The organism is Enterococcus xiangfangensis, from assembly GCF_005405365.1.
Taxonomy (GTDB): domain Bacteria; phylum Bacillota; class Bacilli; order Lactobacillales; family Enterococcaceae; genus Enterococcus_A; species Enterococcus_A xiangfangensis.
Map to the genome: position 1 here is coordinate 1 of NZ_BJDX01000016.1, position 25,801 is coordinate 25,801.

At 40.1% G+C, this 25,801-nt stretch carries 28 protein-coding genes and 1 other RNA gene; 23 read left to right on the top strand and 6 right to left on the bottom strand.

The features are described 5' to 3' along the window. The first annotated feature begins 257 nt into the window (after positions 1-257). The 3 genes from FFM68_RS12905 to pflB all read left to right on the top strand — a co-directional run bounded on the left by FFM68_RS12905 (position 258) and on the right by pflB (position 3,866). Entirely contained in the window at positions 258-977 is a 720-nt protein-coding gene (locus FFM68_RS12905) for a helix-turn-helix domain-containing protein (RefSeq protein WP_137619685.1), read from the top strand. A gap of 94 nt (positions 978-1,071) precedes the next feature. Next, a complete protein-coding gene (locus tag FFM68_RS13205; RefSeq protein WP_204652640.1) occupies positions 1,072-1,227 on the top strand; it encodes a hypothetical protein in 156 nt (51 codons plus the stop codon). Between the two features lie 341 nt (positions 1,228-1,568). Next, positions 1,569-3,866 carry a formate C-acetyltransferase gene (pflB, locus tag FFM68_RS12910; protein ID WP_137619686.1) on the top strand — a complete coding sequence of 766 codons (2,298 nt, stop codon included), beginning with the start codon at positions 1,569-1,571 and terminating at the stop codon, positions 3,864-3,866. 135 nt (positions 3,867-4,001) lie between these two features. Here the strand turns inward: pflB and FFM68_RS12915 are convergent, their stop codons facing one another. Next, on the bottom strand, positions 4,002-4,658 hold the full coding sequence (locus tag FFM68_RS12915) for a Crp/Fnr family transcriptional regulator (RefSeq protein WP_137619687.1): 657 nt from the start codon (positions 4,656-4,658) through the stop codon (positions 4,002-4,004). A 254-nt stretch (positions 4,659-4,912) separates the two neighbouring features. Here FFM68_RS12915 and FFM68_RS12920 point away from each other — a divergent pair, with 254 nt between their 5' ends. Both FFM68_RS12920 and FFM68_RS12925 read left to right on the top strand, forming a co-directional pair. Continuing rightward, a complete protein-coding gene (locus FFM68_RS12920; RefSeq protein WP_174784523.1) occupies positions 4,913-5,203 on the top strand; it encodes a hypothetical protein in 291 nt (96 codons plus the stop codon). Positions 5,204-5,215: 12 nt separating this feature from the next. Next, positions 5,216-6,442: an MFS transporter gene (locus FFM68_RS12925; protein WP_137619688.1), complete on the top strand. Its 1,227-nt coding sequence runs from the start codon at positions 5,216-5,218 to the stop codon at positions 6,440-6,442. A 178-nt stretch (positions 6,443-6,620) separates the two neighbouring features. Here FFM68_RS12925 and FFM68_RS12930 read toward each other — a convergent pair whose 3' ends face one another. Beyond that, positions 6,621-6,902, bottom strand: coding sequence for a hypothetical protein (locus FFM68_RS12930; RefSeq protein WP_239585182.1), 282 nt, complete (start codon positions 6,900-6,902; stop codon positions 6,621-6,623). A gap of 411 nt (positions 6,903-7,313) precedes the next feature. Here FFM68_RS12930 and FFM68_RS12935 point away from each other — a divergent pair, with 411 nt between their 5' ends. From FFM68_RS12935 to ffs, 11 genes are all read left to right on the top strand, one after another. After that, positions 7,314-8,360 carry an aspartate-semialdehyde dehydrogenase gene (locus tag FFM68_RS12935; protein WP_137619689.1) on the top strand — a complete coding sequence of 349 codons (1,047 nt, stop codon included), beginning with the start codon at positions 7,314-7,316 and terminating at the stop codon, positions 8,358-8,360. Between the two features lie 239 nt (positions 8,361-8,599). Next, complete coding sequence (locus tag FFM68_RS12940) at positions 8,600-10,279, top strand: ribonuclease J (RefSeq protein WP_137619690.1); 1,680 nt, start codon at positions 8,600-8,602, stop codon at positions 10,277-10,279. A 123-nt stretch (positions 10,280-10,402) separates the two neighbouring features. Then, entirely contained in the window at positions 10,403-10,609 is a 207-nt protein-coding gene (locus FFM68_RS12945) for a hypothetical protein (protein WP_137619691.1), read from the top strand. Between the two features lie 89 nt (positions 10,610-10,698). Next, positions 10,699-12,126 carry an MFS transporter gene (locus tag FFM68_RS12950; protein ID WP_137619692.1) on the top strand — a complete coding sequence of 476 codons (1,428 nt, stop codon included), beginning with the start codon at positions 10,699-10,701 and terminating at the stop codon, positions 12,124-12,126. 135 nt (positions 12,127-12,261) lie between these two features. Continuing rightward, positions 12,262-13,593, top strand: coding sequence for a DRTGG domain-containing protein (locus tag FFM68_RS12955; RefSeq protein WP_137619693.1), 1,332 nt, complete (start codon positions 12,262-12,264; stop codon positions 13,591-13,593). Between the two features lie 14 nt (positions 13,594-13,607). Further along, a complete protein-coding gene (locus FFM68_RS12960) occupies positions 13,608-14,555 on the top strand; it encodes a DHH family phosphoesterase (RefSeq protein WP_137619694.1) in 948 nt (315 codons plus the stop codon). 117 nt (positions 14,556-14,672) lie between these two features. Further along, the gene (locus FFM68_RS12965) at positions 14,673-14,996 is read left to right on the top strand and encodes a zinc ribbon domain-containing protein YjdM (RefSeq protein WP_137619695.1); all 324 of its coding nucleotides are present in this window, start codon (positions 14,673-14,675) and stop codon (positions 14,994-14,996) included. A gap of 114 nt (positions 14,997-15,110) precedes the next feature. Further along, a complete protein-coding gene (locus tag FFM68_RS12970; RefSeq protein ID WP_137619696.1) occupies positions 15,111-15,821 on the top strand; it encodes a zinc metallopeptidase in 711 nt (236 codons plus the stop codon). A gap of 189 nt (positions 15,822-16,010) precedes the next feature. After that, positions 16,011-16,346: a hypothetical protein gene (locus tag FFM68_RS12975; RefSeq protein WP_137619697.1), complete on the top strand. Its 336-nt coding sequence runs from the start codon at positions 16,011-16,013 to the stop codon at positions 16,344-16,346. A 139-nt stretch (positions 16,347-16,485) separates the two neighbouring features. Next, on the top strand, positions 16,486-16,989 hold the full coding sequence (tadA, locus tag FFM68_RS12980) for a tRNA adenosine(34) deaminase TadA (RefSeq protein ID WP_137619698.1): 504 nt from the start codon (positions 16,486-16,488) through the stop codon (positions 16,987-16,989). Between the two features lie 27 nt (positions 16,990-17,016). Beyond that, positions 17,017-17,099: signal recognition particle sRNA small type (ffs, locus tag FFM68_RS12985), an RNA gene on the top strand. A 122-nt stretch (positions 17,100-17,221) separates the two neighbouring features. Here ffs and FFM68_RS12990 read toward each other — a convergent pair. After that, positions 17,222-17,698, bottom strand: coding sequence for a methylated-DNA--[protein]-cysteine S-methyltransferase (locus FFM68_RS12990; RefSeq protein WP_137619699.1), 477 nt, complete (start codon positions 17,696-17,698; stop codon positions 17,222-17,224). Between the two features lie 95 nt (positions 17,699-17,793). On the opposite strand from FFM68_RS12990, the gene FFM68_RS12995 reads away from it, so the two are divergent. From FFM68_RS12995 to FFM68_RS13010, 4 genes are read left to right on the top strand one after another with little or no spacing between them, the layout of a single operon-like run. Beyond that, the gene (locus FFM68_RS12995) at positions 17,794-19,173 is read left to right on the top strand and encodes a bifunctional metallophosphatase/5'-nucleotidase (protein ID WP_137619700.1); all 1,380 of its coding nucleotides are present in this window, start codon (positions 17,794-17,796) and stop codon (positions 19,171-19,173) included. A gap of 34 nt (positions 19,174-19,207) precedes the next feature. Next, positions 19,208-19,834 (top strand): YutD family protein, encoded by a 627-nt coding sequence (locus FFM68_RS13000; protein ID WP_137619701.1) that lies wholly within the window; start codon positions 19,208-19,210, stop codon positions 19,832-19,834. A 4-nt stretch (positions 19,835-19,838) separates the two neighbouring features. Next, positions 19,839-20,609 carry a TIGR01457 family HAD-type hydrolase gene (locus FFM68_RS13005; RefSeq protein WP_137619702.1) on the top strand — a complete coding sequence of 257 codons (771 nt, stop codon included), beginning with the start codon at positions 19,839-19,841 and terminating at the stop codon, positions 20,607-20,609. After that, a complete protein-coding gene (locus FFM68_RS13010) occupies positions 20,599-21,234 on the top strand; it encodes a TIGR01906 family membrane protein (RefSeq protein ID WP_137619708.1) in 636 nt (211 codons plus the stop codon). The genes FFM68_RS13005 and FFM68_RS13010 overlap by 11 nt, the downstream gene beginning before the upstream one ends. A 29-nt stretch (positions 21,235-21,263) precedes the next feature. Here the strand turns inward: FFM68_RS13010 and FFM68_RS13015 are convergent, their stop codons facing one another. Then, positions 21,264-21,773, bottom strand: a complete 510-nt coding sequence (locus FFM68_RS13015) for a phosphatidylglycerophosphatase A family protein (RefSeq protein ID WP_137619703.1) — start codon at positions 21,771-21,773, stop codon at positions 21,264-21,266. Positions 21,774-21,788: 15 nt separating this feature from the next. Next, complete coding sequence (locus FFM68_RS13020; protein ID WP_137619709.1) at positions 21,789-22,772, bottom strand: NAD(P)/FAD-dependent oxidoreductase; 984 nt, start codon at positions 22,770-22,772, stop codon at positions 21,789-21,791. Positions 22,773-22,903: 131 nt separating this feature from the next. Between FFM68_RS13020 and FFM68_RS13025 the strand changes: the two genes are divergently transcribed. After that, a complete protein-coding gene (locus FFM68_RS13025) occupies positions 22,904-23,491 on the top strand; it encodes a peptidylprolyl isomerase (protein WP_137619704.1) in 588 nt (195 codons plus the stop codon). A gap of 27 nt (positions 23,492-23,518) precedes the next feature. Here the strand turns inward: FFM68_RS13025 and FFM68_RS13030 are convergent, their stop codons facing one another. Beyond that, a complete protein-coding gene (locus tag FFM68_RS13030) occupies positions 23,519-24,688 on the bottom strand; it encodes a MalY/PatB family protein (RefSeq protein WP_137619705.1) in 1,170 nt (389 codons plus the stop codon). A 77-nt stretch (positions 24,689-24,765) separates the two neighbouring features. Between FFM68_RS13030 and FFM68_RS13035 the strand changes: the two genes are divergently transcribed. Both FFM68_RS13035 and FFM68_RS13040 read left to right on the top strand, forming a co-directional pair. Then, on the top strand, positions 24,766-25,146 hold the full coding sequence (locus FFM68_RS13035) for a CvfD/Ygs/GSP13 family RNA-binding post-transcriptional regulator (RefSeq protein ID WP_137619706.1): 381 nt from the start codon (positions 24,766-24,768) through the stop codon (positions 25,144-25,146). Between the two features lie 84 nt (positions 25,147-25,230). Then, positions 25,231-25,593, top strand: a complete 363-nt coding sequence (locus tag FFM68_RS13040; RefSeq protein ID WP_171000213.1) for a hypothetical protein — start codon at positions 25,231-25,233, stop codon at positions 25,591-25,593. The last annotated feature ends 208 nt before the right edge of the window (positions 25,594-25,801 follow it).

Below are 25,801 nucleotides of genomic sequence, written 5' to 3' on the forward strand. Positions count from 1 at the left end.
TGATACATTAGAATCAATGTTTTAACTTGATCAACAGAATGGGCTTTTCCATTTACACATAATTCTTGACGCAACCATTTCAGATCGTAAATTGCTTTAAAAATAATTTTATATTATAATCAGCTCGTATGTTTTTTGTTTTAATAGATGAAATTTTATTTATAGTTGTTTTAAATAATAAAAAGAATCTATTAGTAGGAAGCAATATAAATAGAACAATGTTGTGATGGAATAGAATGACGAAGGAGGATACAGGCGTGCAATTATTGCTTTTGACTAAGGTTCCGTTATATGAAGAGAATTTTGAACGACAACTGAAGCAATTAGGAAATGAAGTTTATTGTTCCAGTAATATGATGACAGCGTTAAAAAAGGGTTCTTTTGATAAAAGTTTTCTCAATCAATTTGAAGCGATCATTTTTAGCGAGACGCTGTATGACATGGAAACGCAGGAAATAATGAAACAAGTATCTCAAGAAAATATCAAATTTTTCCGCCGTTCAACAGAAAGCAAGTGTGATGAAATGGCTTGTGCTCCGTTTGATGCATGGATCCCATTAGATTCAAGTCTAGGACAGCTGCGGGAGATTTTACTGGTCGCTGAGCTGACTAGCTTAGCAAATAAAGATGCTGCCCATGTGCAACAAGTTGCGGTCAAACAAAAATTATCGGAACTGAGCTTGAAATTAAAGCAAAAAGAAATCGTTTATTATTTGATCCAAGCTGGTGAGCGCACAGTTCCGCGGGAAGAAATCAGTCAGCAAATTTGGGAAAAGGCACCAACTAAATCGGTTTTAGCGAGCCTTTCAAAAGTTGTTTCCAAAGTCAACGATAAATTGGAAAATGAATTTGGCGATGAAGCAATTCAAACTGTTTGGGGCCAGGGCTACCGTTTGAACAAAAAGTTTTTTGATTATTTGGAAAATGATCTTGTTGAGCAAGAAGTGATTCCGTGTCAATCAGTAATAAAGGTGTAGGCACTCTAAGTACAACGATCAGTTTTTCTAACAGTGGCCTCTTTTTCAGTGGCCTCTTTTTTGGGAAACATTTATAGATCTATGTGAGGATGCAGTGGAAATTGCGACTCACTGTTTATTTGGAAAAAGAGAGTATGATATTTTTTGTCATACTCTCTTTTTTTCTGCAGTTGTGGTTTCTAGAAAAGTCGAAAAAACGGAGTATGTTAGTGAATCGACAGCAATTTTGGGAGCAGAGTTTAAGGATTGATTAAAATCACGAAGTCGAAAATGGTGCATTAGTTCTAAGGCTAAGAAAAATCGCTGAGTAATGAGAGGCTACATTGCTCAAACAGCGAGCTGTATCAGTCGCTGTTTTTTAGCTCGTCCGAATTAGATAAATCGTTCTTTTACTAAGTGAATTTTCTCTCAAACAGACGGGTTCATTCTCGATTAGATTGTCTGTTATAGTAAAAAAATAGGACAGTTAGCATTAAATAATGGTCATTATTTTAAAATAATTTCGTTAAATGAGAGTTTAAAAAAGTGCTTTCTTAAAATAGTTACTTTTGTTATAATCACTTTGAATTAATTCGACAAAGGAGTGTACAGATGGAAACTAAAACAATCAATAAAACAACAGAACAAACAAATAATCCTTGGGAAGGTTTTAACGAAGGCCGCTGGCAGCATGAAGTCAATACATTGGACTTCATCAAGCGTAACTATACAGAATATAAAGGCGATGACAGCTTTTTAGAAGAAGCTGCACCAAGCACAGAAAAATTATGGGAAAAGTTACAAGAACTTTTTGAAATTCAACATAAGAAAAACGGTGTCTACGATATGGACACAGATGTTCCTGCAACGATTACTTCTCATGAACCCGGTTACTTGATCAAAGACGAAGAAAAAATCGTTGGCTTGCAGACTGATGTACCGTTGAAACAAGCATTCATGCCTTTTGGCGGGATCAATATGGCGAACAAAGCGTTAGAATCAAATGGTTATGAAGTTGATGATGAAATGTCGTTCATCTTTAACAAATGGCGCAAAACACACAACCAAGGTGTTTTTGATGCATATACAGATGAAATGCGTCTAGCTCGTAAAAATAAAATCATTACGGGTCTGCCAGATGCTTACGGCCGTGGTCGAATCATCGGTGATTATCGCCGTGTTGCATTATACGGGATTGATTTCTTGATGAAAGAAAAGAAAAAAGACTGGAAAAATGTCGGTAGCAAAGTAATGACAAACGACGTGATCCAATTACGTGAAGAAGTTTCTGAACAATACCGTGCATTAGCAGATATGAAGGAAATGGCTGCAAGTTACGGCTGCGATATTTCAAGACCAGCCAGCAATGCTCAAGAAGCGATTCAATGGTTATACTTTGGCTACCTGGCAGCGATTAAATCACAAAACGGTGCCGCAATGTCGATTGGCCGGATCTCAGCCTTCTTGGATATTTATATCCAACGGGATTTAGATCGTGGATTGATTACAGAATTTGAAGCACAAGAATTGATTGATCACTTGATCATGAAATTACGGATGGTAAAATTTGCGCGTACACCGGAATACAATCAATTATTTTCTGGTTATCCGATTTGGGCGACATTATCATTAGCAGGAATGAACATGGACGGCTCTTCATTAGTTACGAAGAACGATTTCCGAATTTTGCACACGTTGACTAACATGGGCCCTTCACCAGAACCGAATTTAACAGTTTTATATTCATCACATTTACCAGAAGGCTTCCGGACTTATGCAGCAAAAGTTGCTAAACAAAGTTCTTCAATCCAATTGGAAAATGATGATCTATTACGTCAATACTGGGGTTCAGACGACTCGGCGATTGCTTGCTGTGTTTCTGCGACAGTAATCGGAAAAGATATGCAATTCTTCGGCGCACGTGCCAACTTAGCTAAAGCTGTTCTTTATGCGATCAACGGCGGAGTAGATGAAATGACGAAGATGCAAGTGGGTCCGCGTTTCCGTCCATTAGAAGGCGACAGCATTGATTTCGATCAATTTATGGATAGCTACAAAGATGTTTTAGACTGGTTAGCTGAACTTTATGTAAATACATTGAATGTAATCCATTATATGCATGATAAATATGCATATGAAGCACCACAATTAGCATTGATGGATACAGATTTGAAACGGACATTTGCAACAGGGATCGCAGGAATCTCTCATGCGGCTGACTCATTGATGGCGATTAAACACGGAAACGTAAAAGTGATCCGCGATGAAGATGGCTTGGCTGTAGATTATATTCCGCAAAATGAATTTCCAACTTACGGAAACGATGACGATGAAGCGGATGAAATGGCAAACTGGATCTTGGAATACTTCATGACTCAAATCAAACGCCAACACACATACCGTGATTCAACACCAACATTGTCATTGTTGACGATTACGTCAAATGTTGTTTACGGAAAAAATACAGGGAATACGCCTGATGGACGTCGAGCAGGGAAACCATTAGCACCAGGTGCCAACCCAAGTTACCAAGACGGGAAATACTTAGGCGAGAAAAATGGTTTATTGGCTTCGTTGAACTCAACTGCGAAATTGAATTATGCTTGTGCGCAAGATGGAATCTCTGATACACAAACTATCAATCCAGGTGCGTTAGGACGGACAGACGATGAAGCGATGCAAGTAGAGAATTTACGTCAGGTCTTAGACGGCTACTTTGATCGTGGTGGCTATCACTTGAACGTCAATGTTTTTGGGCGTGAATTGCTAGAAGAAATGGACAAAGATATTGACAATCCTAAATACGCTAACTTCACGATTCGTGTATCAGGTTACGCAGTAAAATTCCGTGATTTGACTCCTGAACAACGTCGCGACGTTATTTCACGGACAGACCATACAAAAATGTAAAAATGCTTTTGTTTCTGAATAAGCTAAAAGATCGTGAGACTCATTACTGAGTCTCACGATCTTTTTTTATCAAACTTAGTTTGAATCTGCCAAGGTTTCCCATTGTAAATGGTGCCCAGCGACTTCCGCAATCTTTTAAAAGATGATATTGTCTTTGATCAATTCGATATTTTTGATAAATAATTTGCGGTCATGGATTTTGATTGCGCCACAACTTTTTAGTTGATGCATGATCCGGCTGACACTGCTTGCGGCATTGATGCCGCAGAAATGAGCGATTTCTTCGTTTGTTACGACAAAATCGATCAGTACGCCATCTTGAAATTCGATTCCAAATTTATCATAAAGATCATAAATCTGAGTACAAACAGCTCCGAATTTTCCGTTCATCAGCATTTGCTGTGTTCGTTTCATCGATTTGAGCAATCGTTCTCGGTAATAATTTTTAACGTAGATTTGCAGTTCGAAGTTTTGGTTGATGTCTTTCCAAAATTCTACGCGATCGATTTGATAGAGTTCGGCTTTTTCTGATTCTACTCGAATGTTAAATGGTGCGTCGATAAACTGAGAATATTCATCCTTTAACAATGAAACTACTTCGAGATCATTGATGTACTCCAAATTAAATTCTCTGCCGTCTCTGGAGATGACACTGGTCTTAATGACTCCGCTTTTCAAAATGTATACATGATGATCCTGGATTCCTTCATAGAGTAAATACTTTTTGTATTCTTTCGTCACGACAGGGAATTTCTTTTGTTTTAAGTAGTTTGTTAAAGCTGCATTGTCCAATTTTCATTTGTTCCTTCCATAATTTGCTGAAATTTATTGCTATTTTATCATAAATAGACGCATTGTTTGATCAAAAGTATGTATAAAAAAGATACGAACAAATGTTAATGTCATAATTTACTAAAAAAATTCAAAAGCATTTTTCATTATGAAATCTGATTTTATATTTTTTTTATATCCGTATAATCAGTCAAGTAAGTCAAACAAACCCAATGTTCTAGTGATTAGAAAGTTTGGAAAGAGGAGTGGTTATTATGAAAAAATGGACATGCGCAATGATCGAACGATTGGAATCAGCCTACAAGGTACGATTTGAAAAGGAGGCAGTATTGGTCTTTTTGAATGATGCTTATCAAAATGCCTTGATGTTGAGGAAGGATATTACGCAGGAACAAGACGAAACACTAGAAGACTTTTTGCGGGAGTTTGACCATACACGGGACCTGTTTATTAGCCAAGCGGTGGATCGTTATCCATCAAACTACAATAAGGTTGCGGAAAAAATCTCTGATTTGAAGAAACTGAGTGAAACTATCATCTATTAATGAGAGCGGGTAATGAAAATTAAGGAAGAAAAGCTATTTAATAAAGGGTTTATCACAATTACTATCATCAATTTTATCGTTTTTTTAGTTTATTATTGTTTTGTCGTGATCACAGCGAAATATGCCAGCGATAGTCTAGGTGCATCAACGGCTCAAGCCGGTTTTGCAGTTGGGATCTATATCATTGGGACATTGCTTGCACGATTATATATCGGAAAAAAATTGGAATTATTCGGTCGGCGGGCAGTTTTACGTTACGGCGCACTTTTTTATTTACTGACGACAGCCGCCTATTTGATCAGCAACAACATCTTTATTTTAGATGGCGTCCGCTTTTTAAACGGTTTTGGTTACGGGGCTGTTTCAACGGCAGCTAATGCGATCGTAACTGCCTATATCCCTGAAGCAAAATACGGGGAAGGGATCAACTATTATGGGCTAAGTACTAGTTTGGCTGCAGCAATCGGACCGTTCATCGGTTTGCTTTTACTGCCAGTAGTTGGATTTAAAGCAATCATTATCTTGGCAGTTGTATTAGCCTTCATCACAATGGTCGCATGCTTCAAATTTGATGTTCATAATATTGTCTTGACGGAAGAACACCGTGCGTTGATTAATAAATTTAGTTTAGAAAGTTTTATTGAAATCAAAGTACTGTTTATTGCCGGAATCGCATTTTTGATCGGGATCGCTTACTCAAGTGTCTTAGGTTTCTTATCCATTTATGCGGATCAACTGCACTTAGTGACCGCTGGAGCCTTTTTCTTTGTAGTTTACGCATTAGTTGTTACCGTCACAAGACCAATGTCTGGTAAAATCTTCGATAAATATGGTGAAAATTCCGTAATGTATCCAAGTTTTATTTGTTTGACGATTGGTTTGATTCTTTTAGCCTTTACTGGAAATGCAATCGTATTGTTGGTTGCTGGTGCTTTTGTAGGACTAGGTTACGGAACATTTATGGCTAATGGACAAGCAGTTACGTTAAAATTAGTTGATAAAGCTCGAATCGGTGTGGCTCTTTCAACATATTTCATCGGATTGGATCTAGGATTGGGTGTCGGTCCTTATTTATTAGGAGCGATCAAAGGATTTTTAGGTTCGTATCAACGAATCTACATTTTCTGCGCGGTAATTCCAATCATCGTAGCAGTCTTATACTTGTTTTTCTATCATCCAAACAAACCAGCTAAAGCACGTGCTTTAAATAATAAAGAAAATGCAAGTGTGCCTGAATAAATTAGGCTGATGCATTTCAAAAAGCGGGTAGGACAAACTTTTGTCCTACCCGCTTTTTGAAATGGCGAGAAGCAACTTCTTCAGAAACAAAGCGAAAGATCACAAAAAAATGTGAGAAGCAATTTTCGGAAAAATCTTCTTGTTTCTTGAATCTATTCACTTTTGATAGGAAGGCTTTTTAAATACTAGCCAGTCTTTCTTGGATCAACCTTTTTAAACTAAGATTTTCATTTAGTTTGGCATAATGATCGGCCTGTTTCAAAAGTTCTCGCTGTTCGTTAGGATTGTCTTGGATAACAGCTTTTTCAAAAAACAGTTCTTCTAAACCATCGATCACGTTTACTTCTAAGAGTGTTTGAATTCCCTCGTCAAAAAGTGCATTGGCTCTTTCTTGGTTGCCGCGGTTAGCGTAAAAACAAGCTGCTTGATAATAGGATGGGACTAACTGTTTTGTATTCATTTTTACCTCCAATTATTCAGCGCATAAGATTTTTGCGCTGTTTCTGATAACAAGTGAGACGTAAAGCTGCACGTGATTTGCCGGCGATTTCATACATTTGTTTGATGTACTACCGATTGATTGTTATACTTGGCCGTCTATGAATAACGCTTACAAATTAATTCTAAAGCTTTTATTAGAAAACTACAATGAATTTATTCAAAAAAGTGTGTTTTTTTAAATTTATTTGCTTTGTTTTTGACAAGAGCTCCATTGAACAGAGTTATTATCAGTTTTTTGAGAAGGATCGTTGAATCGTCATGAGGACCGTCGAGATAGTTTGGTTAAGTTGAATGAGTTAAAAAGTCTGCTTGCGTTTCAAAACAAATATGATAAACTGTTAAAATAATATGAAATGAAAGAGTGATTATGATGAGAAAAATGAATGTTGCAATTGTTGGCGCTACTGGCGCAGTTGGAACGCAAATGATCAAAATGTTAGAAAATAGTTCTTTGCCGCTTGGCACTGTGAAGTTTTTGGCTTCAAAGCGTTCAGCAGGAAAGCAACTTTCATTTAAAGGCGAAACTCAAACGATTGAAGAATTAGTTCCTGATTCATTCGATCAAATTGATCTTGCTTTATTCTCAGCTGGCGGAGGAATCTCTGCTAAATTTGCACCAGAAGCCGTCAAACGCGGCGCTGTTGTCGTTGATAATACGAGTCACTTCCGGATGGATCCGACAGTACCGTTAGTTGTACCAGAAGTAAATCCAGAAGCCTTGCGCGAACACCATGGAATCATTGCCAATCCTAATTGTTCAACAATCCAAATGATGGTCGCTTTAGAACCAATCCGTCAAGCTTTAGGACTGAAACGTGTGATTGTTTCGACGTATCAAGCAGTATCAGGCGCAGGAAATCTAGCCATTGAAGAATTGGCGCAGCAAACTCGTGATTTTGCTGCTGAAAAACCACTTGATGAATGGGAAGCATCAATTTTACCAGCTAGCGGGGATAAAAAACATTATCCATTAGCATTCAATGCGTTGCCTCAAATTGATGTATTTGCTGAAGGCGGCTATACGAATGAAGAGTGGAAAATGATTAACGAAACAAAAAAAATCATGGGCGATGATACGATCAAAGTTTCAGCGACCTGTGTACGAATCCCAGTCATGAGTGGGCATTCTGAATCTGTTTATATCGAAACTGAAAAAACGGCGACAGTCGCCGAGATTCAAGAACTGATTGCTAATGCTCCGGGGGCGGTATTAGAAGATGATCCAAGCCAACAAATTTATCCGCAAGCATTGAATAGCGTTGGGAAAAAAGAAACTTTTGTAGGGCGGATTCGTAAAGATCCTGATGAAGAAACAGGAGTTCATCTATGGGTCGTTTCAGATAATTTATTAAAAGGTGCTGCTTGGAATTCAGTGCAAATCGCCGAAACAATGTACGAAATGAATTTATTTGAATAAAGTATCAGGGGTGTGGCAGAAATCTTGTCACCTCCTTTTTTTGCGCAGAATATAAAGGACCAGAAAAAATGCGTAATAAAAGTAAGAATTTGTTAAGGGATCTTTGTTGTTCATTTTCCACCAATGGTTTTTCAGAAAAAATCATGTATAATAGCTAGTGAGTATAAGCACAGACCGTACTGATTACGGGGTCTGAGTAAGCTGAAATAATAAATAAAGAAACTAGAGAGGTGGATATTTTGAGTACAGTCAAAATAATTCCCTTCAGCGGTGTACGAGAAAATGGTAAAAATCTCTACGTAGTTGAAGTGGATAATGATATTTTTGTCCTCGATTGTGGACTGAAGTATCCAGAAAATGAATTACTAGGGATTGATGTCGTGATTCCTGATTTTACCTATTTAATTGAAAATGCGGATCGCGTAGCCGGGGTCTTTTTGACACACGGTCATGCAGATGCGATCGGTGCGCTGCCGTACTTAGTATCTGAAGTAGCGGTGCCGGTCTTCGGAACAGAATTGACAGTGGAATTAGCGAAATTAAACGTCAGCCAAAATGAGGAAAGTAAAAACTTCAAAGATTTCCATGTGATCGATGAACATACAGAAATCGATTTTGGAACGGCGGTCATCAGCTTTTTCCGTACAACACACACGATTCCCGATTCTGTCGGAATCAGCTTAAAAACGGATGAAGGAACGATCGTTTATACCGGCGACTTCAAATTTGATCCTACGGCAATCCCAATGTATGCAACCAATTATCGTCGTCTAGCCGAAATCGGTTCAGAAGGGGTCTTAGCTTTGTTGAGTTCTTCATCAAACGCGGAAAATCCGATCCAAGTGGCTGCTGAACAAGAAATTGCTAGTGAAGTCTATGATACTATCAACGAATGGAATGGACGGATCATCGTAGCCTCGGTGGCAAGCAACTTGCAGCGTATCCAACAAATTTTGAATGCGGCAAAAGAAGCCGGTCGTAAAGTTGTATTGACTGGACAAGATGTTGATCGCATCATCAAAACAGCGATGCGTTTAAACAAATTGGAAGTACCGGAAGATATTTTAATTACAATCAAAGAGATGAAAAACTATCAACCAGATGAATTGGTTGTTTTAGAAACTGGCCGAATGGGTGAACCGATCAAGTCATTGCAAAAAATGGCCAACCGTTCCCACCGCAGTTTGCGGATTGAAGAGGGGGATCTAGTCTATATCACTACGACACCAACGATTGCAATGGAAACGACTGTCGCGAAAACAGAAGATATGATTTATCGTGCTGGCGGAATCGTCAAGAGTATTTCTGAAAACTTACGGGTTTCCGGACATGCGAATCCGCGTGACTTGCAGTTGATGATGAACTTTATGGCGCCGAAATATTTTATTCCAGTGCAAGGAGAATATCGTCAATTGGCAGCACATGCCAGTTTAGCTAATGAGTTGGGGATACCGTTCAAAGATATCTTTATTACAGGACGCGGTGATGTCCTGGAATATAAAAACGACCATATGAGCGCAGCCGGAAGTGTTCCAGCGGATAATATTATGATCGATGGAATCGGTGTTGGCGATATCGGCAATATTGTATTGCGCGACCGCAAAGTTTTATCAGATGATGGGATTTTCGTCGTCGTTGTAACGATCGACCGTAAATTGAAAAAAATCGTGTCAGCGCCACAGATCACGTCACGTGGGTTTGTGTATATCAAAGCTAGTCGCGATCTGATCAAAGAAAGTGCGGAAATGACCAGCGAAATCGTTGAGAAACATTTGCATTCCGATGATTTTGAATGGAGCAAATTGAAACAAGATATTCGAGATCAATTGAGCCGCCATTTATTTGAACAAACGAAACGACGTCCAGTGATTTTGCCAGTCATCATGGAAGCCAATCAACGTCGCGGCAGACGCAAATAGCCAAATCAGAATCTCTTCTAACTTTTTTTAAGTTAGAAGAGATTTTTTGATACTTAATACTCTATTTTTTCGGTAAAAAGGAGTATGATTGAAGTGGAGTAAATTGTAGAGAGGTCTGGTCATATGTTGGAAAAACCATTAAAGTGCCCAAATTGCGGCATCCATTTTTATGTGGATGAAATATTGAACGTTCAAGAGCATCCGAAAGAAGCAATGCCTGTCGAGTGCCCAAATTGCCACCATGTTTATGAGAAACGGATTACAAACGGTTACTTCATGACTTTCGAAGACCGTGAAGTTGGAAAATACGATGAAGAAACGGGAGAGTAATTCTCTCGTTTTTTATTTTAGTTTGCTTTTTTCAGTGTTTCCTTTAAAATAGCTATGGTTCATTTTTTATAGCGGAAGGAAGGCTTTTAATGAAAACTTATCAAGATGATCCAGTTGTTCAAAAGAACCGCTGGTGGATTTTAGTCTCAGTAGCGATGTTTACTTTCATGTCTACTTTGGACTCTAGTATCGTGAACATTGCGTTGCCGACGATCTCAAATGACTTGGCAGTTCCAATGAACAAAGCTGAATGGGTCGTGTCGATTTATTTGATGATCGTCTGTGCCTGTTTGTTGTTGTTTGGTAAAGTTGGCGATAGTTTCGGCAAAATCAAAGTGTATCGCATCGGTACCGTTATATTTACATTAGGTTCGTTGCTGTGCGGGTTCAACCATTCATTAGCGATGCTGCTGTTTGGGCGAGTGATCCAAGGAATCGGTGCCAGCATGACGATGGCGACTAATACAGGGATCACGACAGAAGTTTTTCCTATGAACGAACGCGGCAGAGCGTTAGGAGCAATCGGCGCTTTTGTTTCTTTAGGTTCGATCGCCGGACCTGGTATCGGCGGCTTGATTTTAGCGCATTTTTCTTGGTCTTATATTTTCTGGATCAATGTTCCAGTAGGGATCTTGACGATTTTGATTGGGGAGAAATTTTTGCCTCGCGACATTACGATGTCCAAAAAGAAAATCGATTGGCTTGGTTTTGTCACCTTTGCCATCACGATCATGAGTTTCTTTGGGTCAGTCTTTATTGGACAAGAAGTCGGTTATGTTCAGCCGCTTCCAATTGTCTTATTGCTCGTTGCAGTCATCTTTTTTGTAGCTTTTATCCAAGTAGAAAAAAAGAAAGAAGACCCATTGTTAGTTTTTAGTATTTTGAAAAACAAATTATTCACGATGAGCTTGGTCACGGCGCTCTTGATCTTTTCAGCTAACTTTTTTGTAAATGTCGTCGTACCGTTTTACTTACAAAATGCTCGTGGACTGACCGCAAGTTATGCAGGTCTGTTGATGATGGTCTTTCCATTTTTGATGGTCATCGGTTCGCCGTTAAGCGGCTATTTGACGGATCAGATCGGTCCGCAAAAATTAGTTTTGATTGGACTAGTCATGTTGTCTGTTACACAATTGATGTATGTCTTTATGGATCAGAACAGTCCGATTTGGTATTTTATTTTGGCTACCGCAATCATGGGAATGGGCAATGCATTGTTCCAATCACCGAATAATACAATCGTTATGAGCAGTGTGGAAAAAGAAAATCTTGGCGTTGCCGGCAGTTTGAATTCATTTGCCCGTAATTTAGGGATGGTCATTGGGATTGCGTTATCTACAACAATCCTGTATAGCGGAATGAGTGCTTCTTATGGCAAACGAGTAACTACTTACATCGACAATCGGCCGGATATCTTTATTTTCGGGATGCGAGTCACCTTTATTGCTGCTTTAGTGATTTGTGTTATCGCTTTGCTGCTTTCATTGGGTCGTTTTAGAAAAAAAGCAGTCAATTAACCAATTATTAGTACAAAAGAAGTCGATCGTGCCTTAGATGGTAACGGTTGACTTCTTTTTTTTAAAACACTCTGTTATACTAGTTTTGCTAAGCTGTACTACTGAACTAGATAAATCTCACAGCGGGAGGAAATTATGGCGACAAAACATGATCTGATACTAGAACATATCGAGAACCTGCCGGTAGGAGAACGCATCTCCGTCCGCAGTATTGCAAAAAATCTGCGCGTCAGTGAAGGAACAGCGTATCGCGCAATCAAAGATGCGGAAAATATTGGATTGGTCTCAACGATCCAACGCGTCGGCACGATTCGAATCGAACGCAAATTGAAAAAAAATATTGAACGATTAACTTTTGGCGAAGTGGTCCGGATCATTGAAGGCGATGTATTGGGCGGCTCTAATGGATTGGATAAAGACTTACATAAATTTGTGATTGGTGCGATGACAGTAGAAGCGATGCGCCGCTATATCACACCTGGATCACTGCTGATTATTGGAAATCGGGAAAGTGCTCAAAAATTAGCCTTGCAAGATGGTGCGGCAGTCTTGATTACCGGCGGTTTTGATACGACACCGGAGATCGCCAAGTTGGCAGATGAATTAGCACTGCCGGTTATAAGTACAACTTATGATTCTTTTACAGTCGCAACAATGATCAATCGCGCGTTGAGCGACCAGTTGATCAAAAAAGACATCATGCAAGTCAGCGATATCTATATGCCGTTAGAAAAGACCGTTTATTTGCAAACAGGTGATACGATTGCAAATTATCATCGTTTAGCAGAAAAAACGGGTCATTCCCGATTTCCCGTTGTTAATAAAAGCATGCGCGTTTTAGGCGTGGTGACTGCAAAAGATGTTTTAGGCAAAGTCGAAAGCCAAGCAATCGATCGTGTGATGACGCGTGATCCAAATGTTGTGAAGCAGAGTATGAGCGTAGCGTCAGTAAGTCACCAAATGATTTGGGACGGACTTGAAATGATGCCGGTGGTAAAAGACGATCTTTCATTAGTCGGCATGGTCAGCCGTCAAGATGTAATGAAAGCGATGCAGCTAGTACAGCGTCAACCGCAAATGTCTAATACGATTTCTGATCAGATCATTGGGGACATCGTGACAATCGATACAGATCGCGAAGACAACTTGCTAGAGAATCCTTATTTTAAATTTGTAGTCACCCCTCAAATGGTCAATGGTGTCGGCACGATTTCTTTTGGGGTCCTAAGTGAGATCGTCGGAAACGTGGCGCAACGCAGTATTTTAATGGATCAACGCCGCAATACGCTGATTGAGCAGATGAACTTGCATTATTTACGCTTGATCCAATTAGAAAGCGAGATCGAGATTCATTCAAAAACATTAGAACTCGGACGCCGCTCAGCGAAAGTTGATTTGGAAGTTTACATTGATAATGTCATCGTGGCAAAAGCGATTGTTGTCTGTCAAGTGATGGAACGTTCTTAGAAAAGAGGAAGAATATGACAATTACAGAAGAAATTTTACAAACGATCAAACAATACGATCGGATCATCATCCATCGTCATATGCGGCCTGATCCTGATGCGTTAGGCTCACAATGCGGTCTTGCGGAGATTTTACGGGCGACATTTCCAGAAAAAGAAGTCTATCAAGTCGGCGGTCCAGTAGAAGGATTAGATTTTCTAGCAGAAATGGATGAGATTGCTGATGAATTGTACCAAGGGGCACTGGTCATTGTGACAGATACCGCAAATGCTCCGCGAATCAGCGATGAGCGGTACAAATTAGGCGATAAACTGATCAAGATTGATCATCATCCGAACGATGATCCTTACGGCGATGTGTTGTGGGTCAATCCGAAAGCCAGCAGCTGCAGTGAAATCATTGCCGATTTAGCCTTTACTGAAAATTTAGTAGTAACAGAAAATGCGGCTCGTTTATTGTACGGCGGCATAGTCGGCGATACTGGCCGATTCTTGTATCCCGCGACGACTGCTCATACATTGGAAGTTGCAGCCAAATTATTAACTTACGGCTTTGATGCGGCACAGTTGAATCGTACGCTTGATCAAATCTCATTAGACGTAGCGAAACTTTCAGGTTATTTGTATCAAAATCTGCAGATCGATGAAAATGGTGCTGGCTATGTCTTTTTAGATCAAGCAATGTTGAAAAAATATGGGATCAAAGATTCGGATACAGCGGCACTTGTCCCGCTGCCTGGGACGATTGATGTAGTGTTGGCATGGGCTGTTTTTGTGGAACAGCCAGAAGGCTATTATCGTGTTCGATTGCGTTCTAAAGGTCCGATCATCAATGAGGTGGCTAAGCGCTATGACGGGGGTGGTCATCCATTGGCCAGCGGAGCAAACGCAAAAGACCAATCGATGTGCCAAGAAATTTACCAAGAGATCCAAAAACTCTGCGCAGATTATCAAAACAAATAAGGCTTTAAGAAGGTTCGACCAATGATTTGTCGAACCTTCTTTTTTTACGAAAAGCTTTTCAAGCGGCGTTGTTTCGGCTAAACTGATTTAGAAAACTAATTTTATTGGAGGAAGATTATGCCGAATTGCCCAATGTGTCAATCAGAATATACTTACGAGGATCGCGGCTTGTTTGTTTGTCCCGAATGTGGTCATGAGTGGTCGGAAAATGAGGAAATAGAAGAAGGGCTCATCGTTAAAGACAGCAATGGAAATGTGCTGCAAGATGGCGACAGCGTCACAGTAATCAAAGATTTAAAAGTTAAAGGTGCTTCAGGCGCAATCAAGCAAGGGACAAAAGTCAAAAATATTCGCCTAGTCGAAGGTGATCACAACATTGATTGTAAAGTCGACGGCTTTGGTCCGATGAAATTGAAATCTGAGTTTGTTAAGAAGTTGTAAGCTAGAGAAATTCTTAGAGTTGTTTTCATAAAAAAATCCTACTTTTCATGCTAAACTAAAGTTAGGAAATTGTAATAAACAACAAATTTATATTTAAATTAGAGGAGAATGGCTATGTATGGATATGGCTCATTTTATAATTTTTTAGATCCTACCTTTTTATTAGTGATCGCTGGGCTAGTTATTTCAGGGCTGGCTTCTGCCTATGTCAATTCGACATTTCGCAAGTACGATGAGTTTCGCAGTAGTAAAGGAGTCACAGGGACTCAAGCAGCTGAATACATCTTGCGCAGTCAAGGGATCACAGATGTTGGCGTGCAAAAAATTGCTGGTGATTTGACTGACAATTACAACAGCGGCAACAAAATGCTGAGCTTGTCAGAGGCAACTGCTCAATCTACATCAGTAGCGGCGATCGGTGTGGCTGCTCACGAATGCGGTCATGCGGTACAAGATGCAAAAAATTACCTCCCATTGCGTTTGCGGGCGGCGATCGTACCGGTAGCGAATATCGGTTCGACACTTTCTTTTCCACTGATTATGATCGGAGTCTTTATGAGTTGGAACCAAATGTTGATCAATCTTGGAATCTTGGCCTTTTCATTGGCGTTGATTTTTCAACTTGTAACATTGCCTGTAGAATTTGATGCTTCAAAGCGCGCATTGAGTATTTTGCGTGAAGGGAATATGTTAGATGCCGATGAATTAGCAGCTGCACGAAAAGTGCTCTTTGCAGCGGCATTGACTTATGTTGCAGCGGCGCTGGCGACATTTTTACAATTGTTACGGTTGATTTTGTTATTTGGCAATCGAAACCGGGATTAAGAACCGACAGTTTGTCGGTTCTTTTTTTGTTGTAAAAATAGCGGAGAAAAACACTGCGAATAATTTTTACTAGTTGTTTGCGATAGCTCTTATTACTGATAATTTCGAGAATATGGTATGATTGATTAAAGGATGTCAGATTGATTTTTAACCGAAATGAACACATCTATACGAGAAGGAGCTGATACCATGAAAAAATCAACCAAAGTCAAAATTGGAGTAGGTGTCATCGTTGCAGCCAGTACAGCGACAGCCGTAGTAGCTTCTGGAAAACTAATCGAAAAAGTCCGTCATGTCTCAAATCGTTGCAAAGTCAAACGTTTTGTCAGTGATAAATTCGATGGCAGCGAGTCATTGCTAGCGATCGTGGATAAACTGTCAGATGATGATTTGGATAATATCATGAATATTTTGAACAAGATCAAAAGCGGGAAAAAACGCGTATCTGTCTATGGGGATTCCATCAAAGATACAACAGAAGATTTGAAAGCTAAACTAATGGATCTTGTCGACCATTTGATGTAAAGATGTGCCAGTAATGGCGCATCTTTTTTTGGGGAAACAAACGGTGAATTTGCTGAAGAAGGAGCCGGTTTTTAATAATTTATTTTTTTTGCGAATGCTTTATGCTAAAGTAAGCTAAAACTAGCAAGTGAGGGAAGCAATGGAACGGGAAAGTCGGCTAACAGAAGAAGAAAAAGTCTTTTTTATGCAAGAAGCGATTAGTGAAGCAAAAAAAGCAGAAGAAATTGCGGAGGTCCCGATTGGTGCGATCGTTGTTTATCAAGGGGAAATAATCGGCCGCGGACATAATTTACGTGAGCACAGCCAAGATGCGACCAGTCACGCAGAGATGTTTGCCATTCGAGAAGCCTGTCGACATTTGGATAATTGGCGCTTAGAAAATTGTCAGCTCTTTGTCACATTGGAGCCTTGTCCAATGTGCAGCGGTGGAATGATCTTGTCGCGTGTGGAGGAGGTTTATTTTGGTGCTTACGATCCGAAAGGCGGAACAGCAGGGACGTTGATGAATTTATTGACCGATGAACGGTTCAATCATCGCGCCTATGTCGAAGGCGGTATTTTGGAAGCAGACTGCAGTCTTTTGCTAACAAATTTTTTTCGAGAGCTGCGGGCGCGAAAAAAAAAGACTAGCCAAAGTGAGTAGAGTTTGTTATACTATTTTTTGCCGAAAGGCAGGACAATGTCGGGCTTGTGAATTGTGTCAGATCCGGAAGGAAGCAGCACTAAGCAGGATCCGGCATGTGTCTTTTATACGAATCAACAGCAGACTAACGGTCTGCTTTTTTTGTCTAAATTTTTTCTATTAGGTGATAAGTTCAATCAACTTGAATACAAAAATACCGTTGTTGAAAGTTACACGCAACAACGGTATTTTTTTAAAAAAGAGTTCCTTGTAATCTTGGATTTTCGATCGCAAGCAATTGTGCTTTTATCGTTAGCCCAGCCTCGCTTGCCCCAGAATAGCCGACTAGTTTGCCGTTTTTGCCAATTACTCGGTGACACGGAACAATAATCGGCAACGGGTTGTTGCGGTTAGCTTGACCAATCGCACGAACCGCTTTGGGCCGTTGGATCTTTTCAGCGATGGCTTGATAACTGCACGTAGTCCCAAAATCGATTTCGGTCAAAGCGTGCCAGACTTCTTGCTGAAAGTCTGTTCCGGTCTCGAAAACATAGGGGAGATCGAAAGTCGTGCGCTGTCCTGCTAAAAATTCTAACAGCTGTTTTCTTGCCGATGTTAAAACAGCTCGATCAGCTAAGGGATTTTCAACAATTGGCGTATAAGATACACGAGTCAAGGCGTGTTGATCGGCATCCAGCCATATAGTTCCAAGAATAGAATCAAATTTCATCATTTCACCTGCTTTTTTACAAACGACTTCGTTTAGCCTTTTTCGGCTATATGTTACTATAGATGGAACAAGAAGAGTTGAAAAGAGGTAGAATAATGGAAAAAATTATTCTTTTGCATACCAATGATCTCCACTCCCATTTAGAAAATTGGCCGAAGATCCGTCGTTTTTTGCTAAATCGTAAGCAAGAAGAAACGGCCGATAAAAAAATTATCACACTTGATCTCGGTGATTTTGTCGACCGCTGGCATCCGCTGACTGAAGCGACCAATGGTCAAGCCAACGTCCAGTTGATGAATCAAATTCATTACGACGCGGCCACTATCGGCAATAATGAAGGTGTGGGAAATTCCAAAGCCGAATTGAATCATTTATACGATCAGGCGAATTTTGATATCGTATTAGATAATCTTTTTGATAAACAAACACTGCAATTCCCAGCATGGGCGCAGCAAACAAAAATCATTACAACCGCTCAAGGGACCAAAGTCGGGTTGCTGGCATTTACGGCGCCGTTTTCGTTGACCTATAATCCGAATGGTTGGGATATTCGGCAAGTAATGGATATTTTGCCAGAATTGGTCGCCGATCTTCGTACAAAAGTTGATGTATTGGTTTTAATGAGTCATCTAGGGATCAGTGTTGATCGTCGGATTGCGCGAGAATTGCCGGAAATTGACGTGATCTTAGGGTCGCATACTCATCATTTGTTTGAACAGGGTGAAAAGATTGAAGGCGTTCAGTTGGCTGCGGCAGGGAAATACGGCTATTATGTCGGTGAAGTCCATGTGACAGTCGATAGTAAGCACCAGATCCAGAAAACTTCAGCTCGGACATTTGCAACTGAAAAAATGCTAGCATTGCCTGAAGATCAAGAAGAGATCGAAGACTATCTACAAACAGGCCATCAACTATTAGCAGATAAAAAAGTTGCGGATGTTCCGTTTGCTATGAGCACAGATCTGCAAGACGAGCATCCGATGATCGACTATACTTTAGCAGCAGTAAAAGAAGCGGCTGGAACAGAAGCAGCCGTGTTGAATTCTGGGTTGTTCTTGCAAGACATCCCTGCAGGAATCGTCGATCAAGATCAACTCCACACAGCATTGCCGCATCCAATGCATTTGATCAAAGTGACACTGAGCGGCGAAAATCTGATCCGTTTGGTTTTGGAAATGGAAAAAAACCGACATTTTCTGATTAATTTTCCTGTGATGGGGATGGGATTTCGCGGAAAAGTGTTTGGTCATCTTGTGTATGACGGGATTGAATACGATTCAGTGAATCATCAAGTCCGCTGGCTCGGCGAGTTAGTCGATCCTAAGTTGGACTACACGATTGCAACGGTCGATCATTTTATGTTCGTTCCGTTTTTCCCAACGATCGAGATCGCCGGTCGCTATGAATTTCTATTCCCGGATTTTATCCGTAGTGTTTTGGGAGACTATCTCCACACTCACTACCCAATCAAATAAAAACAAGGTATAATAGCAGGCAGGTGGTGAAACGATGACAAAAGAACAGAACGATAAAAAAGAAAAACAAACCAATCCAGAAAAAACCGTCACTGAAGAGTTGACTGAGGTTTTAGATGAAATCGTTGAGACGCCCGCTGAAGAAAAGAAAAAGGGTGAAATGGTCGTATTCGTCGATGAGAGCAACCTTTTGATTGGCGAACGCCAATACCGCTTAGTTAGAAATTATCGTGAAGGCTTTGATGCCGAACGTTTAGGTGAACGCTTTAGTGAGGTCTTGACACGTTATGATTATATCGTTGGAGATTGGGGTTATGAACAACTGCGCCTAAAAGGCTTTTTCCGTGAAGAGGATCGGAAAAGTTTGCCAGAGCAGCGAATCGATACATTAGAAGATTATTTATATGAGTACTGCAATTTTGGTTGTGCTTATTTTGTCTTGGAACGAATCGGCGGTAAGCGTCAGCAAGTGCGCAAAAAGCGCAAGCGAAAACGCAAAGACAAACCGCAAGCTTTCGTAGAAGAAAAAAAGGTCCCAGTGACCGATAAACCAAAGAAAAAGACGATCATCAGAAATCGTCAGCCGCAAAAGGAAACGCCTGTACCAACAAAAACAAAAGAAAAGGGCGAACGCTTTGTAATTCGCCAAAGAGAAGAGTAATGCGATGTACAAAGGATATTTGATTGATTTAGATGGAACGATCTACCGCGGTAGTGAACCAATCCCCGCAGGTCGGCGATTTGTAGAACAACTGCAAGCGCGACGGATTCCATTTTTATTTCTGACAAACAACACGACAAAAACACCGGCAATCGTGGCAGATCGATTAGCCAATGAGTTTTCAATTCACGTCAGTCCGGAGACGGTTTATACCGCAACACTTGCTACGATTGATTATATGAATGGGGCAGACAAAGGCAAAAAAGTATTTGTCATTGGCGAACCTGGATTGATCGATCCGATTTTAGCTGCCGGTTATGTTTGGGATGAAAAAGATCCGGATTATGTAGTGGTCGGGTTGGATACAAATGTGACGTATGAGAAATTTGTTTCAGCAACGTTAGCAATTCAAAAAGGCGCGACCTTCATCGGAACCAATTCAGATAAAAACATTCCGACCGAACGCGGCTTGCTGCCGGGTGCTGGTTCAGTGATTGCGTTAGTAGAAGCTGCTACTCAGCAAAAAGCGATTTATATCGGCAAACCTGAAGCCATCATTATGGATAAAGCCGTCGAAGTTTTAGGAATGGAAAAATCAGAGGTCTTGATGGTAGGCGACAATTATACGACGGATATCTTGGCAGGAATCAATAATGGGGTCGATTCTTTATTGGTTTTGTCCGGGTATACTCAAAAAGCAGACGTACCGACTTTGCCTGTGCCGCCGACATATCTTGTCGACTCGTTGGATGAGTGGAATTTTGATGAAGAATAACTGGCTAGAGCGTGTGGGTTTGATTTGTTTGCTGCTGACTTTGCTAACATTAGCGATCACACTGACAATCAATGCCCGCTGGCTGTATCAATTTGATATCGGTCAATTGGATTTGTTGGATTATACAACTCTTTCAGAAAAAGAGCTGCTGCATAATTTTGATCAACTGATGCGTTACTTGAACGTGCCTTGGGTAGAATCACTTCAAATGACGGATTTTCCGGTCTCGACTAGTGGTGCGAAGCATTTTTATGAAGTGAAACGCTTGTTTCTACTGAATTACGGCTTGTTATTAGTGACTGTGATACCGAGCGTTTTATATTTACGGCATTTAATTAAGCAAAAACGCCTCTGGACATTGATTCAGCCATTTCGCATAGCCGTTGTGGCACCTATCGTGATCGCCTTTATGATGGCGGTGAACTTTGACCGGTTCTTCATTTTATTTCATGGAGTACTGTTCAACAATGACGCGTGGATTTTTGATCCAATGACCGACCCAATCATCAATGTTTTGCCAGAAACATTTTTCTTGCATTGTTTTATTTTATTTTTTGTTCTTTTAGAACTATTTTATTTCTTGCCGATGTATTTTGGCAAAAGAGCATTAAAAAAAGAGCCGTGAGCTCTTTTTTTAATGCTCTTTTGTCTAATTTATTTGACAATAGAATCTAATTTCCGCGGATGTTCGTGAGCTAAACGACTAGCAGCCGATGCGGCGATCGCCCCGACCAGATCGTCTAAAAAAGTATGGACGTGGATCCCGTCATGTTCGTTTAGTTTTTTCAAAATGCCTGGTTTTACTTTATCGATGTAGCCGTAATTTGTGAAGCCAATCGAACCATAAACGTTCACGATCGAAAGAGCCATGATTTCATCGATGCCGTAAAGCCCTTCATCTTCTTCTAAAATATTTTGCAGCGGGTAGTCTAACTTTTTTTGTTCAGCTAGTTTATCTAGTTGGATACCGGTGATAATCGCGTTGTGGACCTCGCGTTTTGTCAACACGCGGTTCACACTGTGGATACACAATTCGATATCCAGTTTATCAATATAATCTTTTTGCAAAAAGAAAACTAATTCTGCAATATCTCTAATAGTAACTCCGCGTTCTTCTAAGAGTTCGCGGGCCGTTTGTTCAAGCGCAGTTGTTTCAAATACCATAACTTACCTCCAAAATTATTTTTGTGGAAATAGGCTGGTGCTGTGTCCGGGCTGTGTCCGATTTTTCGGATTGATATAATGGAGCGCATTGTTAACAGCGGTCGGCGCTTCGCCCATGCCAGTAGCGATTAGTTTTACTTTGCCATCGTACGTCGTAATATCTCCACAAGCATAGACACCTGGGATCGATGTCCGCATATCCGATTCGACGAGAATAGCTTGGCGAGTACTTTCTAATCCCCAAGATTTCAAATGATCCAATGAAGAAGAGAAACCATAGTTGACAATCAAATAATCGACACCCACTGTAATTGTCTCATCGCTCTTCACCTTTTGTAAAGTCACACCTTCTAAGTCTTGCTCACCGGTGAGTTCAGTTAACAGATACGGTGTGTAGATATTGACGGAGGATTCTTTCAACTTTTCAACACTGTGTTCATGCCCTCTAAAATTATCCCGGCGATGGATAATCGAGACTTCTGCAGCAATAGGTTCTAACATCAATGCCCAATCAATCGCGGAATCTCCGCCGCCAGCGATGGCAACTTTTTTTCCGGCATACTTCATCAAATCAGTGATGTAATAATCAATCCCGTGATTTTCAAAAGTTTCAGCACCGTCGATCATCAAACGTCTTGGCTGAAAAGAACCGTTACCAAGAGCAAGTACGACCGCTTTTGTATAATGACTTTCTTTATTCGTGATCAATTCGAGATAATCTTCATGTTGTTTTAGTTCCAGCACTTCTTCATCTAAACAATACGTATGAGAAAATGTCCGCAACTGTTTTTCTAAGTTGTTTACCAGATCCGCCGCTTTTACAATCGGGAATCCAGGAATGTCATAAATATTTTTTTCAGGATAAAGAGTTGTCAATTGTCCGCCTAGTTGTGGCAAACTGTCGATCAACTTTGTCTTGGCTTGGCGAATTCCTGCATAGAAAGCCGCAAACATACCGACTGGTCCTGCACCTACGATAGTTATATCAAAAATTTCCATATCAACACCCTTTCTTCTCATCGATTGTAACAAATAAATGAAAGAGAAAAAACTGCTTAGTTTGTAGAGGTGGCAAATTTAGAAAAGTTTGTTATGATGAACACAGCAAAAAAATAAAGGAGGATTTTGAAGTGACTCAATTCCCACAATTAAATTTAACAGAAGAAAAAGGTCCTAAAGCAACAATCAAAACCAATATGGGGGATATCATGGTTCAACTATTCCCGGAAGAAGCACCTAAAACCGTTAAAAACTTTATTGAATTAGCAAAGACAGGTTATTATGATGGGGTGATTTTTCACCGTGTAATTCCTGATTTTATGATCCAAGGCGGCGATCCAACTGGTACTGGAATGGGCGGCGAAAGCATTTATGGCGAAAAATTTGAAGATGAATTCTCACGCAACCTATTCAACTTGCGCGGAGCATTATCAATGGCTAATGCAGGTCCTAATACTAACGGTAGTCAATTCTTCATCGTGAACAAGCAAGATGTTCCTGCTAACATGATGACACAACTAGAAGAAGCTGGTTTCCCAGGTGAAATCATCGAAACATACAAACAGGGAGGAACTCCTTGGTTAGACTTCCGTCATACTGTTTTTGGCCATGTGATTGAAGGAATGGATGTCGTTGATAACATTGCTGCTGCTAAACGCGGTGCGCAAGACAAACCGGTTCATGATATCGTTATTGAATCAATTGAGATTGCAGAATAAAAAAATACGGCTTAGCCGTATTTTTTTTTATTCGTTTAATGCAGTTGCAATCCGCCGCAAACCTTCGGCGAGGACACTTTGTGGACAGGCGACATTTAAGCGCATGTGCTGTTTGCCACTGGATCCATAACTGACACCGGGGTTTAAAACCACTTTGCCCGTATGAACCAAGCGATTTTCCAATGCTTCATCGGACAAGCCGTATGCCGAAAAATCTAGCCACAATAAATATGTTCCTTCTGGAATCATGATTTTTACTTTTGGCAAATGATTTTGGAAAAATTCTAGCAAGTAAGTCACGTTTGATCGGATATAAGGCAGCAATTCTGAAAGCCAATCCTTTCCAGTTTGGTAAGCGGCCTCCATGCCGACTAAGCCAAATGTATTGATCTCGTGCTGGAAATTTGCCGCTTGTTTCCGTAGCAGTTGTTCGCGCAACGCCTTGTTTTTGACAAAGACGACAGAATTTTTAATCCCAGCCAAATTAAAGGTCTTAGTCATAGAAGTAAATTGCAAGCTAAAATCGCTGAAGTCTGTTCCGGCACAAAAGAAAGAAGTCATTTCATAAGGCGGAAAAACTAAGTCTTGATGAATCTCATCACTCAAGACAAGTACAGCATACTTTTTACAAAGTTCTCCTAAACGTTGCAACTCTTCTTTTGACCAGACGCGTCCACCTGGGTTATGCGGGTTGCATAAAATCATCGCTTTAACACGTTGTTGGTTAAATTTCTCTTCGATATCTGCAAAGTCCATCACAAATCGGCCCTTTTCTTCACGCAATCGGCTACGAACTAATTTTCGTTGATTATTAGTGATGATGGTTGCAAAGGGAGGATAGACAGGATCGTGGATCAAGATCGCATCATCTCGATCAGTAAATGCTTGAATCGCTGTCGTTATTCCGGCTAAAACTCCGGAAAAGAACAAAATATCCTTTTTCTCTAATGCAAGGTGATGTTGCTCGTTTTCCCAGTCAATGATTGCGCGATAAAGACTTTCCGGTGTTTCAGCATAACCTAGTACTCCATGAGCGATTAATTTTTGATAAGCAGCCAAGACGCCCTCGGGTGCTTGGAAATCCATATCAGCAATCCACAATGGCAGAAGATTTTCTTCGTTGTACGTCTGAAGAATCGCGTCCCATTTGATGCTGTTGGAACCGCGGCGCTCGATTGGCCGTTCAAAATGTGTCATTTTCTTTCCTCCTAGTTGCGAACTTCAATTTTATTTATAAATACAGTATAATGAAACATGCGAAAAGAGGGAAACGAATGAAATATAAAATTGGAGATATCATTGAAGGATATGTAACGGGCATTCAACCTTACGGAGCATTTATTTCATTAGATGATCAGACACAAGGACTCGTTCATATATCTGAAGTACAGTCTGGCTATACAAAAAATATACACAGCTTTTTAGAAGTTGGACAAATGGTAAAAGTTCAGCTCATTGATATCGATGAGTATACTAAAAAAATCAGTTTGTCATTGCGGACGCTAGTAGAGCATCCTGCTGAAGTGCCGTATCATCGAAAACGTTACTTTACAAATCGCAACAAAAATATCGGGTTCCGTTCACTTGAAAAGAATATGCCTAAATGGACCGATGAAGCCATCGACTTTTTGCTGAAAGAGCAAGTTGAAAATTAATTACTATTTTATGCAAACAATATCTTTTTTTCTGAAAGCATGATACAATGAGTGCGATTTAGATTAGCTCTTGCAGAGGTGAAAATTGTGACGAAACAAGTATCTGGAACAATCATGTTGCATTTAGAAGATGGATCAAAACGTTTTTTAGTTCATGAAGTAGGAAGAGATAAAGAATTTGCCCATACTGAGACCACAGCTGAACACACTGTTTTAGCTAGTTTTTTAAACTTTTTGAAAACGACACTACATATCGACGTAAATAATATTCGTCTAGTTGAATTAACCAATACACAATCACACGGCGCCAGTTTACCATTGTATGTATTTGAAATGGTCAGTGAAGAAGTCACAGAACTGCCAGAAGGTTTTGCTTGGGAAAGCCCCGACAGCGTGAGAAAAATCCTTGGAACAATTGAAATCGAGGGTGTACCATTATTTGAATAATCCTGAAAAAAGAGCTTATAAAAATAAGTTCTTTTTTTTTTGAAGAAAATAGTTGACCGCCGCTTAATTAAATGGTAAATTAATAAACGTTGCTGATGCAGTAAAAGCCGAACGTTGACTTTTGAAATCAAAAAAACTTCAAAAAAGTTATTGACATTCACTCAGCAAGCTGTTAAGATATAAAAGTTGCTGAAACAAAGCGACAAAC